The sequence below is a fragment of the Cryobacterium sp. PH31-O1 genome, from assembly GCF_030063455.1.
In the GTDB taxonomy this organism is placed as follows: Bacteria; Actinomycetota; Actinomycetes; order Actinomycetales; family Microbacteriaceae; genus Cryobacterium.
The window spans coordinates 125155-137532 of sequence record NZ_JASITB010000006.1; the positions used below are offsets into that span (position 1 = coordinate 125155).

Below are 12378 nucleotides of genomic sequence, written 5' to 3' on the forward strand. Positions count from 1 at the left end.
CCGCATAAGATGAACGCATGTCCGCAGGCTCTTTCTACATCACCACGCCCATTTTCTACGTGAATGATGTGCCACACATCGGGCACGCCTACACCGAGGTGGCCGCCGATGTGCTCGCGCGCTGGCACCGGCAGTCCGGCGATGACGCCTGGCTGCTCACCGGCACCGACGAACACGGTCAGAAAATTCTGCGCACCGCGATCGCCAACGGCGTCACGCCCAAGGAATGGGCCGATCGCCTGGTCGAGACCGCGTGGAAGCCGCTGCTGGAAACAGTCAACATCGCCAATGACGACTTCATTCGTACCACTGACGAACGCCACGAGGTAAACGCGCAGAAGTTTCTGCAGCACCTGCACGATGAGGGCCACATCTATACCGGCGAGTATGAGGGCTACTACTGCGTCGGCTGCGAGGAATACAAGCAGACCAGCGATCTGGTCGACGGCACCGGCGCGTACACCGGCCAGCTCGTCTGCGCCATCCACTCCAAGCCGGTCGAGCTGCTGCACGAGAAGAACTATTTCTTCAAGATGAGCGCTTTCGCCGAGCGGCTGCTGGCACTGTACGAGGAGAACCCCAACTTCGTGCAGCCGGAAGCGGCCCGCAACGAGGTCATGTCCTTCGTCAAGCGCGGCCTCTCCGACCTATCGATCTCCCGGTCGAGCTTCGACTGGGGCATCAAGGTGCCGTGGGACGAATCGCACGTCGTCTACGTCTGGTTCGACGCGCTGCTCAACTACATCACCGCGGCCGGTTACGGCCAGAACGACGAAGAATTCGCCAGCCGCTGGCCGGCCACCCACATCGTCGGCAAGGATATTCTGCGTTTTCACGCGGTCATCTGGCCGGCCATGCTCATGGCCGCCGGCATCGAGGTGCCCAAACAGGTCTTCGGCCACGGCTGGCTGCTGGTCGGCGGTGAGAAGATGAGCAAGTCCAAGCTCACCGGAATCGCCCCGAGCCAGATCACCGACACCTTCGGCTCCGACGCTTTTCGTTACTACTTCATGCGCGCCATCAGCTTCGGCCAGGACGGCAGTTTCAGCTGGGAGGACCTGTCGGCCCGCTACCAGTCAGAGCTCGCCAATGGCTTCGGCAATCTCGCCTCCCGCGTGATCGCCATGGTCCTGCGGTACTGCGACGGCACGATTCCCGCGCTGTCTGAAGGCACAGCCGGCGACTTCACCGCCGACGACCTGGCCATCCGGGCCACCGAACAGCGCGTGACGGATGCCGCCACAGCGTTCATCGATACGCTCGCCATTCACGACGCCCTTGCGAGCGTGTGGCAACTCGTCGACGAACTCAACGGCTACATCACCCTGCAGGAGCCGTGGGTGCTGGCCAAGAACCCCGAAAGCCGCGAACGCCTCGGCACCGTGCTGCACACCGCGGTGCGCGGCCTCGGTACCCTCGCCGTGCTGCTGTCCCCGGTCATTCCGGTCGCCACGGGCAAATTGTGGACGGCTCTCGGCGGCGACGGTGACCTCGCCGACCAGCGCGTCGACCGGGCCTGGGAATGGACCGGCGGCGCCAAGGTCAGCGCACTCGAACCGCTGTTCCCGCGCATCGAATCGATCGTGGAGCCGGCCGATGGCTAGTGATTCCCCCACCAGCCTCGACGGCGGCGTCGACGGTTACGGCAGCGCCATTCGCAAGCGTGAGAACACGGCTGGTCGCGACCTGAGCTACCCGCCGCTGCCGGAGCCGCTCACGGTTCCTGTCTACGACAACCACACCCATCTCGAAATCAGCGACGGGGAGCATCCGCTCAGCTACCGGGAACAGCTCGACCGTGCCTCGAGCGTTGGCGTGCGCGGTGTGATCCAGGTCGGCGGCGATGTCGAAACCTCACGCTGGTCGGCCGCCGCAGCCCTGATCGAGCCGCGCATGCTCGCCGCCGTCGCGATCCACCCCAACGAGGCGCCAGCGCTCGAGACGGCCGGAACGCTCGACGAGGCCCTCGCGGTGATCGGCGAACTCGCCGGGCAGCCGCGCGTCGTCGCGGTCGGCGAGACCGGCCTTGACTTCTTTCGCACTCCCGAAGAAGGCCGCGCCGCCCAGTTTCGCTCGTTCGAAGCGCACATTCGCATCGCCAAAGAGCACAACCTCGCACTGCAGATCCACGACCGCGACGCCCACGAGGCAGTGATCGACACCCTGCTTCGGGTCGGGGCTCCCGAACGCACCGTCTTTCACTGCTTTTCCGGCGACGCCGACATGGCCAGGCTGTGCGCCGATCATGGCTGGTATATGTCGTTCGCGGGCAACGTCACCTTCAAGAACGCCTCCATGCTGCGGGCCGCCCTGTCGGCCGCCCCGCGCAATCTGCTGCTGGTCGAAACGGATGCCCCGTTCCTCACCCCGCTGCCCTACCGTGGCCGCCCCAACGCGCCGTACCTGCTGCCCAACACGCTGCGCGGCATGGCCGCCCACCTCGAAACGGATGTCTCCCTGCTCTCCGCCCAAATCACCGCGAACACCGAGTTGGTCTACGGCCGCTGGGACGCCGAACCGGTCACCGCTGCCTTCGCCGGTCAGGATGACGACTCCCGCCCCGAGCAGACCCCCCGCGGCGGGCTCGCATGACCGAGGAGGCGGCTGACGCGGTCAAACCTGTCAAAACCCTTCTCGGCCCGGCCGAGATTCGCGACCTCGCCGAGATGCTCGGCGTCAATCCCACTAAGAAGCTCGGCCAAAACTTCGTTATCGACGGCAATACCGTGCGGCGCATCGTCAAGGTCGCCCAGGTCATGCCGGGTGACACCGTCGTCGAGGTCGGCCCTGGCCTCGGCTCGCTTACCCTCGGCATGCTCGAGGTCGGTGCGAGCGTCGTCGCCGTCGAAATCGACGACCGCCTCGCCGAGCAGTTGCCGCTCACCGTGGAACTGATGCAGCCCGGCGCCAGCCTTTCGGTCATCCGCGCCGACGCCCTGAAAATCACCGAGCTGCCCGGCAACCCCACTAGGCTCGTGGCCAACCTGCCCTACAACGTCTCGGTGCCGGTGCTGCTCTACCTGCTCGAACACTTCGCGTCGATTCGCGCCGGTGTCGTCATGGTGCAGGCCGAGGTCGGCGAACGCCTCGCCGCCCCGCCGGGAAACAAGATCTACGGCAGCCCGAGCGTGAAAGCCGCCTGGTATGGCAATTTTCGTACCGCCGGCAAGGTGAGCCGCCAGGTCTTCTGGCCGGTTCCGAACGTCGACTCCATCCTGATCGCCTTCGACCGGCGGCCCCAACCTCTGGAATCCGATGAGCTGCGCCTGAAAACCTTCGCACTCATCGACGCCGCCTTTCAGCAGCGCCGCAAGATGCTGCGCCAGTCTCTGTCGGTCGTTCTGGGGGACTCGGCGTCGGCATCCGCTGTGATGACGGCGGCCGGCATCGACCCGACGACGCGAGGCGAGCAGCTGAACGTGCACGACTTTCTCGCCATTGCCCGGGTTTGGGCGCCGGCCTGACCCGCGTTGTTTTTTTGGTCCGACGGGCTGGGCTAAGTTAAAAGCATGATGACGACCGCCGCCACCACCGTCGTGCACGCGCGGGCTCCCGGCAAAATCAACGTCTTTCTCAAGGTCGGCGCCGTCATGGAAGACGGCTACCACGACCTCGCGACTGCCTACCAGGCCGTCTCCCTGGTGGAAGAGGTGCGGGCGAGCGCGGCCGGTGACTTCTCGGTCGAGTTCAGCGGCAGCATCGACACCTCCGGCCTCGCGACGGGCGGCAGCAACCTCGCGATCAAGGCGGCTCGGGCCCTCGCCCGCAAGTCCGGCTTTCGCGGCGGCGTACACCTCGAGATCGAGAAGAACGTACCGATCGCCGGTGGAATGGGCGGCGGCTCCGCCGACGCGGCAGCCACCCTGCTCGCCTGCGACGCGCTCTGGGGCACGAGTGCCACCAAAGACGAGCTGCTCGCCATCGCTGCGACCCTCGGCGCGGACGTGCCGTTCTCCTTCACCGGCGGTACCGCCATCGGTACCGGTCGCGGCGATCAGCTCAGTCCAGCCCTGGCCAAGGGCAAGTTTCAATGGGTGCTCGCCCTCGCCGACTTCGGCATGTCCACGCCCGGCGTGTATCAGGAACTCGACCGGCACCGCGATCGTCACGCCCAGGACATCTTTCCGGCCGAGCATCAGCCCTCCGTCGACGCCAACGTGCTGCAGGCGCTTCGCGCCGGCGATCCGCACATGCTCGCCGACGTGCTGCACAACGATCTGCAGGCCCCCGCCCTGCATTTGGCGCCGGGTCTGGGCAAGGTGCTGCAGCTCGGCGAACAGAACGGCGCCCTGGCCGGCATCCTCTCCGGCTCCGGACCGACCGTGGCTTTCCTGGTAGCGGATGCCGACAGCGCGCTCGAGCTGCAGGTCGCGCTCTCCGCCAGTCGCCTGAAGGTCGTGCGCGCCACCGGCCCCGTGCACGGCGCCCGTCTCATTTAGCCCGTCTGAGCTGGCCCGTCTGAGCTAACCCGGAATCCAACGCCTGGGCGTGCCGTAAACTCGGAGGCTATGGCACATCTTCTCGGGGCTGAGTCCCTGCACCTCGAATTTCCTACCCGCGTCATCTTCGACAGCGTCACCGCCGGCCTCAACGAGGGCGACCGCATCGGCGTCGTCGGCAAGAACGGTGACGGCAAGTCCACCCTCATGCGCCTGCTGGCCGGCCGGATGGAACCCGACGAGGGCCGCGTCACCCGTCGTCGCGGTGTCACCATCGGCATGCTCGATCAGGCCGACGACCTCGCCTCCGGCCAAACCGTCGGCCACACCATCGTCGGCGGCATTGAAGAACACGTCTGGGCGGGCGACGCCAAGGTGCGCGACGTTATCGGCGGCCTCGTTCGCGACATTCCGTGGGACGCGCTGGTCGACGACCTCTCCGGTGGCCAGCGCCGCCGGGTGGCCCTCGCCGCCGTGCTGATCGGCGACTACGACGTCATCTTTCTCGATGAGCCCACCAACCACCTCGACGTGGAAGGCATCTCCTGGCTCGCCGGGCACCTCAAGACTCGCTGGGCAGCGCAGAGCGGCGGGCTGGTAGTCGTCACCCACGACCGGTGGTTCCTCGACGAGGTCTGCAACATCACCTGGGAGGTGCACGACCGGTTAATCGAGCCCTTCGAGGGCGGCTACGCCGCGTATATTCTGCAGCGCGTCGAGCGCGACCGCATGAGTTCCGTCGTCGAGTCCAAGCGGCAGAACCTCATGAAGAAAGAACTGGCCTGGTTGCGTCGCGGCGCCCCGGCCCGCACCGCCAAACCCAAGTTCCGTATCGACGCCGCCAACGAACTGATCGAGAACGAGCCGCCGCCCCGCGACACCGTCACCATGCAGTCGATGGCCATGCAGCGCCTCGGTAAAGACGTGGTCGACCTCATCGACATCGGCGTGAAGTTTGGCGATAAGACCGTGCTCAACGACCTCACCTGGCGCATCGCGCCGGGGGAGCGCACCGGCATCATGGGCGTCAACGGCGCCGGTAAGTCGACCCTGCTCAACCTCGTCTCCGGAGTTTTGCAGCCAACGACCGGCACGGTCAAGCGCGGCAAGACCATCAAGGTGGCCGTACTTACCCAGCAGCTCTTTGAACTTGAAGACATTGCCAACGACAAGGTCAGTGAGGTTATCGGGCGCCAGAAGACCAGCTACATGGCCGGTGGCAAAGAGATCACTCCCGGCCAGATGCTCGAACGCATGGGCTTTATGAGCGCCCAGCTCTCTACCCGGGTCAAGGAACTCTCCGGTGGCCAAAAACGCCGGTTGCAGTTGCTGCTCATTGTGCTCAGCGAGCCGAACGTGCTCATCCTCGACGAGCCCACTAACGACCTCGACACCGACATGCTCGCCGCAATGGAAGACCTGCTCGACTCCTTTCCCGGTACCCTGCTCGTCGTCTCGCACGATCGGTACCTCATCGAGCGCGTCACCGACAACCAGTACGCGGTCATGGACGGTGGCTTTCGCCACCTGCCCGGCGGTGTCGACCAGTACCTCGAGGTGCGTCGCAAGGCCGTGGCCGGCCCGGCAGCCGGTTCCCCGACGGATGCCGCCGGCAAGCCCAAAAAGATCCCCACCCTCGGCGGCGCCGAACTGCGCAACGCCCAGAAGGAACTCGGGTCGATCGACCGCAAGGTGGTTAAGTTGCAGGAACGCATCGCACTCAAGCACGAGAAACTCGCCGCGCACGACCAGTCGGACTTCGCCGGTCTCGGAGCGCTCGGCGTGAAGCTGACCGAACTCGAAGAGACCATCGCAACGCTCGAAACCCGTTGGGTCGAACTTACCGAGCTGATTGAGGGCTGATTCGAAAGAAGCTGTGACGTAGTGTGTCGGCACCGGCCACGCGTCGCAGCTTCGGCACGTATCGTTAAGGGGTACCTGCGCAGCCGCGGTATCAGCCCCGCATGGGCGCAGCCTTCTGGTTTGACTGGTCGTTGCTGTGTGCCCGGGGCCAACGGAACCCAGAACGCCCGAAGGAATCATCGTGAAGAAGAAGAACAGACTCGCTGCACTCGCCGTGCTCCCGCTCGTCGCCCTGCTGGCCGGCTGCGCCGGAGCTTCAGGATCCGCTGACGGCCCCGCCACCGGCGCCGACGGTGACGCCATCAAGATCGGCGTCGTGGGCGCCAGCGACCCGTACTGGGCCGTGTACACGCAAGCCGCCGCGGCGGAGGGTATCGAGATCGAGATCGTCGACTTCGCGCAGTACCCGCAGGTGAACCCGGCCCTGTCCGCCGGCGAGGTCGACCTGAACCAGTTCCAGCACATCGTCTACCTGGCCGAGTACAACGAGGCGAGCAACGAAAACCTGGCCCCGATCGGTGCCACGGCCATCTACCCGATCGCCCTGTACTCCTCTGAGTACAGCGATGTCGACGACATTATCGCGGGTGACACCGTCGCCGTGCCCGACGACGACAGCAACCAGGCCCGTGCGCTTGTGCTTTTGCAGTCCGAGGGGCTCATCGAGCTGACCGACGGCGGTACCATCTACTCCAGCATCGACGACGTCGACGAGGACGCCTCAAAGGTGAAGGTCACGGCACTCGAAGCCTCGCTCACCGCGAGTTCGCTACCCGACGTCGCCGCCGCGATCATCAACAACGACTTCGCTGAGAAGGCCGGACTCAAGTTCGAAGACGCCATTGCCACCGATGATGCGGCCGACCCCAAGGCCCTGCCCTACGCAAATATCTTCACCGCACGCGACGAAGATAAGAACAACGAGACCTTCCGGAAGCTCGTCGAGATCTTCCAGACCACCAAGAACGTACAGGACGGCGTCTTCTCCGTGTCCGGCGACACCGCGGTTTTGCTGACGACCCCGGTCACCGACCTTGAAGCATCCCTGGCCAACATTCAGGGCGAGATTAAGGCCGCCGAGTAAGCATCTGTTTCTAATATCAACGCAGTCCGGGGGCGTACACGCTCCGGACTGCGTTGACGTGTTCAGCGGTACCCGAACGAAATGAGCGAGGCAAACGGATGGCTGTAGTCAGTCTGCGCAACGTGGGCAAGGTGTACCCGCCCACGGCCAAAGACGGCGCGAGCGTCACGGCGATCGATGCTGTGAGTCTCGACGTCGAGGCCGGCGACATTTACGGCATCATCGGCTATTCCGGTGCCGGCAAGAGCACCCTGGTGCGGCTCGTCAACGCTCTGGAACGCTCTACCTCGGGCGAGATCTGGGTGAACGGGCAGAATATCGCCGCGCTGCGGGAACGTGAGCTGCGCCGGGTACGCCTTGGCATCGGCATGATCTTTCAGCAGTTCAACCTGCTCGGCTCGCGCACGGTGGCCCGCAATGTGGCCTACCCGCTCGAAGTGGCTGGGTATCCCAAGGAGCAGCGCGCTGCCCGAGTGGCCGAACTGCTCGACTTCGTCGGCCTCAGCGATAAGGCGGGGTCCTTTCCCGACCAGCTCTCCGGCGGCCAGAAGCAGCGCGTGGGCATCGCCCGCGCCCTCGCCACCCAGCCGAGTATCCTGCTCGCTGACGAGGCCACGAGCGCGCTCGACCCCGAAACCACGCACGAGGTCCTCGCGCTGCTGAAACGGGTGAACGCGGAATTCGGGGTGACCATTATCGTGATCACCCACGAGATGGACGTCATCCAGACCATCGCCACGAAGGTCGCCGTGATGGACCAGGGCCGCGTCATCGAGCGCGGACCGGTCTTCGACGTGTTCTCGAACCCGCAGGCCGCGGCATCCGCTCGTTTTGTCTCTACGGTGGTCAAGGGCGTGCCGTCTGCGGCCGAACTCGCCGTGCTGCGCGAGCGGCACGCTGGCCGCATCGTCACGCTCACATTTCGCGACAGTGCGGTCGACCAGAAGGCCGTCTTCGGCGAATTGTCGACCGCTGGAGTGGCCTTCGAGGTCGTCTACGGCGGCATCAACGAGATTCAGGGACGCCCGTTCGGACACCTCACCCTCGCCCTCACCGGCGCCGACGCGGTAATCGACCAAGTGCTCGACCATATTCGAACCCTCACGACCGTCACAGAGGTGCGCTGATATGGATGCACTCATCGATCTGCTGCCCGAACTGTGGAAGGCCAGCATCGAGACGCTCTACATCGTCGCGCTCACCCTGTTCTTCGGCGGCCTCGGCGGACTGCTGGTGGGCCTCGGGCTCTATCTCACCCGCGCCGGCAGCATTCTCGAGAACAAGCCGTTGTTCTTCGTGCTCAACCTCTTGGTCAACTTCATCCGCCCGATTCCATTCATCATCTTTCTCGCGGCGGCGCAACCGCTCGCCAGGGCCGTCACCGGCAGCGGCATCGGCAACAACGCGATCATCTTCACCATCGCCCTCGCGGCCTCCTTCGCCATGGCTCGCATCGTCGAGCAGAACCTGCTCACCGTGACCCCCGGTGTGATCGACGCAGCGCGCAGCGTCGGCGCCGGGCCGGTTCGCATCATCTTCACGGTGTTGCTGCCCGAAGCGCTCGGACCGCTCATTCTCGGCTACACGTTCATTTTCGTTGCGCTCGTGGACATGTCAGCGGTCGCCAGCTATGTCGGCGGAGGCGGCTTGGGAAGTTTCGCCCTGACCTACGGTTATCGCCAGTTCAACCCGATCGTCACCTGGGCGGCCGTGCTGCTCATCATCGTGCTGGTGCAGTTCGTGCAGTTCTTCGGCAACTACCTCGCCCGCAAGGCGCTGCGCCGGTAGGTTTTAGTCGAAGTCGAGGCTGAGCTTTCTCAGGAGCGCGGCCAGCCGCTCCTGATCGGTTGCCGAGAGGGTGTCGAGCAGGTCGGCTTCGGCGTCGACCAGCCGGGTGATGGCTGCATCCACTCGGGTGAGGCCGGCTGGCGTCATACCCACCAGGATGCCGCGGCCATCATTGGGGGCAGAGCGGCGCTTCACCAGCCCCCGGTCGACGAGCCGGTCGATGCGATTCGTCATGGTGCCGCTCGAGACGAGGGTTTGCTGCAACAGCGCCTTCGGGCTCAGCTCGTAGGGGGTGCCGGCCCGGCGCAGAGCCGAGAGTACGTCGAACTCCCACGACGAGAGCTCGGAGCGGGAGAATGCGGTGCGGCGAGCCCGGTCGAGGTGTTTTGACAGGCGGGCGACACGGCTGAGCACCTGCAGCGGGGCAAAATCAAGATCGGGGCGTTCGCGCAGCCACGAATCGACGATTCGGTCGACTTCATCATGGCCAGGCATTGCTCCATTATCCCGCCTACCGGGGGGTTTCTTCGCCCAGAACGTCGCGAGCGCGCCAGTCGGTGCATGCTGGCCGCCGGAATCTGGCAGACTTGACAGGTTGCTGGCCCCGGTCAGCATGGTCCGCCATAGTGTAACGGCAGCACGGCAACCTTTGGAGTTGTTCGGTCCAGGTTCGAATCCTGGTGGCGGAGCACGCATTGACATGCGCCTTTCTCTATTACGACCGTGTTAGGAATCCTGTGACAGACGCCCGCCTCGCCATCATTGTGTTGGCCGCCGGCCAGGGCACTCGCATGAAGTCCAGCCTGCCCAAGCTGCTGCATCCGCTGGCTGGAGTGCCGATCGTCAGCCACGTGCTGGCGACCGCGCGCGCGCTCGAGGCCGCCCACGTCGTGACCGTTGTGCGGCACGAGCGGGACCTGCTCGCTGCTGTCGTGGCCGAAGACCTGCCGGAGAGCACAATCGTCGATCAGGACGAGATCCCCGGAACCGGCCGCGCCGTCGAACAGGCCGTCGCAGCGCTGCCCGCAGATTTTGACGGAGACGTGCTCGTCATTAATGGTGACGTGCCGTTGCTGAACGCCGCCACACTCGCCTCCTTCATCGCCTCGCACCGCAAGGGCCAAGCCGCGGGTACCGTGCTCTCCGCCTATCCGGATGATGCGACCGGCTATGGCCGCATCATCCGCTCGGTCGAGGGCGCGTTCGACCGCATCGTCGAGCAGAAAGATGCGACGGATGACGAATTGGCCGTCACCGAGATCAACGCCGGCGTCTACCTGTTCGGTCTGGCCGCGCTGCGCGAGCAGCTCGCCCAGCTGACCACCAGCAATGCTCAAGGCGAGAAGTACCTCACCGATGTGATCGAACTGCTGCGCCGGGCCGGCTCCGAGGTGAGCGCCGTTCCCGTCGCCGACGCCTGGATTGTCGCGGGCATCAACGACCGCGCCCAGCTCGGCGACACCGCCCAGAAGCTCAATGCCCTGATCGTGCGCGGCTGGCAGTTGGCCGGTGTGACCGTGCAGGACCCGGCCACCACGTGGATCGACCTGAAGGCCGTGCTCGCGCCCGACGTTACCCTGCTGCCGGGCACCCAGATCGTCGGGGCGACCGTGGTGGCGACCGGTGCCACCATTGGCCCGGATACCACTCTGCGCGACTGCGAGATCGGCGAGAATGCGCGCGTGAATCGTACCGACGCGACCCTCGCTGTGATCGAGGCCGGCGCATCCGTTGGCCCGTTCTCCTACCTGCGGCCGAACACTGTGCTCGGCACCGACGGCAAGATCGGCGCCTTCGTCGAGACCAAGAACGCCCAGATCGGCGCTGGAAGCAAGGTGCCGCACCTGAGCTATGTGGGCGATGCCACGGTCGGTGCCCAGTCGAACATCGGCGCCGGAACAATTTTTGCCAACTATGACGGCGTAGCCAAACACCACTCCGTGATCGGTTCGCATGTGCGTACCGGATCGCACAACGTGTTCGTCGCGCCGATTACAATTGGAGACGGAGCGTACACGGGCGCAGGCACGGTCGTTCGCAAGAGCGTACCCGCCGGCGCGCTGGCCATCAACGTGGCCCCGCAACGCAACATGGACGGTTGGGTTCACGCCAACCGTCCGGGCACAGCCGCGGCGACCGCCGCGACCGCCAGCCTGAGCAACACAGAACCCGTGGACAGCACGAAGACTGGAGAATAGGTGTCGGAAATCAAGTCAAGCGGCGATAAACGACTAGTACTGGTTTCGGGGCGAGCGCACCCGCAGCTCGCGATCGACATCGCCACGGAGCTTGGTTCAGAGCTGCTCCACACCGACGCTCGCACCTTCGCCAACGGCGAACTGTACGCCAGGTTCGATGAGAGCGTGCGCGGCTCGGATGCCTTCGTCATTCAGTCGCACACCGCGCCGATCAACGAGTGGCTGATGGAACAGCTCATCATGGTGGACGCGCTCAAGCGGGCCTCGGCCAAGCGCATCACCGTGGTGGCGCCGTTCTACCCCTATGCCCGGCAAGACAAAAAGGGTCGTGGTCGCGAGCCGATCTCGGCACGCCTCGTCGCCGACCTGTTCAAGGTCGCCGGCGCTGATCGCATCATGTCGATCGACCTGCACGCCGCCCAGATCCAGGGCTTCTTCGACGGCCCGGTCGACCACCTGTTCGCCATGCCGGTGCTGCTCGAGCACTTCCGTGCCCGGCTCGACCCGGCCACCCTCACCGTGGTCTCGCCCGACATGGGCCGCGTGCGCGTCGCCGACATCTGGAGTGACCGCCTCGGTGTGCCGCTCGCCATCATCCACAAGCGTCGCGATCCGCTCGTGCCCAATCGGGTATCCGTGCACGAGATCGTTGGCCAGGTCAAGGGCCGTGTTTGCCTGCTCGTCGATGACATGATCGACACCGGTCGCACCATCGCCCTGGCCGCCGAGGCCCTGCGTGAGGCCGGTGCCATCGGCGTCGTCGTAGCCGCGACCCACGCCGTATTCAGCGACCCGGCAGTAGACATGCTGCAGAACCCGGCGATCAGCGCCGTTGTCGTCACCGACACGTTGCCAATCCCGCCGGAGAAGCGCTTTCCGACACTCACCGTGCTGCCGATCGCCCCGCTGCTGGCCCGCGCCATCCACGAGGTCTTCGACGAGGGTTCGGTCACCTCGATGTTCGACGGCGCTGCGTAGCCGGTAGAACGCTCAGCCTCGTAAACGG

11 protein-coding genes and 1 tRNA gene are annotated in these 12378 nt (G+C 65.2%); 11 read left to right on the plus strand and 1 reads right to left on the minus strand.

Features of this window, described 5'->3' with window-relative positions:
• Positions 1–17 precede the first annotated feature (17 nt).
• From metG to QMK31_RS13265, 8 genes are all read left to right on the plus strand, one after another.
• The gene (metG, locus tag QMK31_RS13230) at positions 18–1604 is read left to right on the plus strand and encodes a methionine--tRNA ligase (RefSeq protein WP_283501415.1); all 1587 of its coding nucleotides are present in this window, start codon (positions 18–20) and stop codon (positions 1602–1604) included.
• Complete coding sequence (locus tag QMK31_RS13235; protein ID WP_283501416.1) at positions 1597–2592, plus strand: TatD family hydrolase; 996 nt, start codon at positions 1597–1599, stop codon at positions 2590–2592. The genes metG and QMK31_RS13235 overlap by 8 nt, the downstream gene beginning before the upstream one ends.
• The gene (rsmA, locus tag QMK31_RS13240; protein WP_283501417.1) at positions 2589–3464 is read left to right on the plus strand and encodes a 16S rRNA (adenine(1518)-N(6)/adenine(1519)-N(6))-dimethyltransferase RsmA; all 876 of its coding nucleotides are present in this window, start codon (positions 2589–2591) and stop codon (positions 3462–3464) included. The genes QMK31_RS13235 and rsmA overlap by 4 nt, the downstream gene beginning before the upstream one ends.
• Before the next feature lie 48 nt (positions 3465–3512).
• Entirely contained in the window at positions 3513–4439 is a 927-nt protein-coding gene (locus QMK31_RS13245; RefSeq protein ID WP_283501555.1) for a 4-(cytidine 5'-diphospho)-2-C-methyl-D-erythritol kinase, read from the plus strand.
• A 69-nt stretch (positions 4440–4508) separates the two neighbouring features.
• The gene (locus QMK31_RS13250; RefSeq protein ID WP_283501418.1) at positions 4509–6302 is read left to right on the plus strand and encodes an ABC-F family ATP-binding cassette domain-containing protein; all 1794 of its coding nucleotides are present in this window, start codon (positions 4509–4511) and stop codon (positions 6300–6302) included.
• 181 nt (positions 6303–6483) lie between these two features.
• Positions 6484–7386, plus strand: coding sequence for a MetQ/NlpA family ABC transporter substrate-binding protein (locus tag QMK31_RS13255; protein ID WP_502853175.1), 903 nt, complete (start codon positions 6484–6486; stop codon positions 7384–7386).
• A gap of 98 nt (positions 7387–7484) precedes the next feature.
• Positions 7485–8513: a methionine ABC transporter ATP-binding protein gene (locus QMK31_RS13260; RefSeq protein ID WP_283501419.1), complete on the plus strand. Its 1029-nt coding sequence runs from the start codon at positions 7485–7487 to the stop codon at positions 8511–8513.
• A gap of 1 nt (position 8514) precedes the next feature.
• Positions 8515–9174: a methionine ABC transporter permease gene (locus QMK31_RS13265; RefSeq protein ID WP_283501420.1), complete on the plus strand. Its 660-nt coding sequence runs from the start codon at positions 8515–8517 to the stop codon at positions 9172–9174.
• A 3-nt stretch (positions 9175–9177) separates the two neighbouring features.
• Here QMK31_RS13265 and QMK31_RS13270 read toward each other — a convergent pair whose 3' ends face one another.
• On the minus strand, positions 9178–9669 hold the full coding sequence (locus QMK31_RS13270; protein ID WP_283501421.1) for a MarR family winged helix-turn-helix transcriptional regulator: 492 nt from the start codon (positions 9667–9669) through the stop codon (positions 9178–9180).
• Positions 9670–9791: 122 nt separating this feature from the next.
• Between QMK31_RS13270 and QMK31_RS13275 the strand changes: the two genes are divergently transcribed.
• From QMK31_RS13275 to QMK31_RS13285, 3 genes are all read left to right on the plus strand, one after another.
• Positions 9792–9863: transfer RNA gene (locus QMK31_RS13275), tRNA-Gln, on the plus strand.
• A gap of 48 nt (positions 9864–9911) precedes the next feature.
• Positions 9912–11372: a bifunctional UDP-N-acetylglucosamine diphosphorylase/glucosamine-1-phosphate N-acetyltransferase GlmU gene (gene glmU / locus QMK31_RS13280; RefSeq protein WP_283501422.1), complete on the plus strand. Its 1461-nt coding sequence runs from the start codon at positions 9912–9914 to the stop codon at positions 11370–11372.
• Positions 11373–12350 (plus strand): ribose-phosphate diphosphokinase, encoded by a 978-nt coding sequence (locus QMK31_RS13285; RefSeq protein WP_283501423.1) that lies wholly within the window; start codon positions 11373–11375, stop codon positions 12348–12350. It begins immediately after the preceding gene.
• Positions 12351–12378 lie beyond the last annotated feature (28 nt).

Excerpts from the sequence above, each read along its gene's own strand:
- metG (WP_283501415.1), top strand. The coding sequence starts at position 18 with ATGTCCGCAGGCTCTTTCTACATCACCACGCCCATTTTCTACGTGAAT.
- QMK31_RS13235 (WP_283501416.1), top strand. The coding sequence starts at position 1,597 with ATGGCTAGTGATTCCCCCACCAGCCTCGACGGCGGCGTCGACGGTTAC.
- rsmA (WP_283501417.1), top strand. The coding sequence starts at position 2,589 with ATGACCGAGGAGGCGGCTGACGCGGTCAAACCTGTCAAAACCCTTCTC.
- QMK31_RS13245 (WP_283501555.1), top strand. The coding sequence starts at position 3,513 with ATGACGACCGCCGCCACCACCGTCGTGCACGCGCGGGCTCCCGGCAAA.
- QMK31_RS13250 (WP_283501418.1), top strand. The coding sequence starts at position 4,509 with ATGGCACATCTTCTCGGGGCTGAGTCCCTGCACCTCGAATTTCCTACC.
- QMK31_RS13260 (WP_283501419.1), top strand. The coding sequence starts at position 7,485 with ATGGCTGTAGTCAGTCTGCGCAACGTGGGCAAGGTGTACCCGCCCACG.
- QMK31_RS13265 (WP_283501420.1), top strand. The coding sequence starts at position 8,515 with ATGGATGCACTCATCGATCTGCTGCCCGAACTGTGGAAGGCCAGCATC.
- QMK31_RS13270 (WP_283501421.1), bottom strand. The coding sequence starts at position 9,669 with ATGCCTGGCCATGATGAAGTCGACCGAATCGTCGATTCGTGGCTGCGC.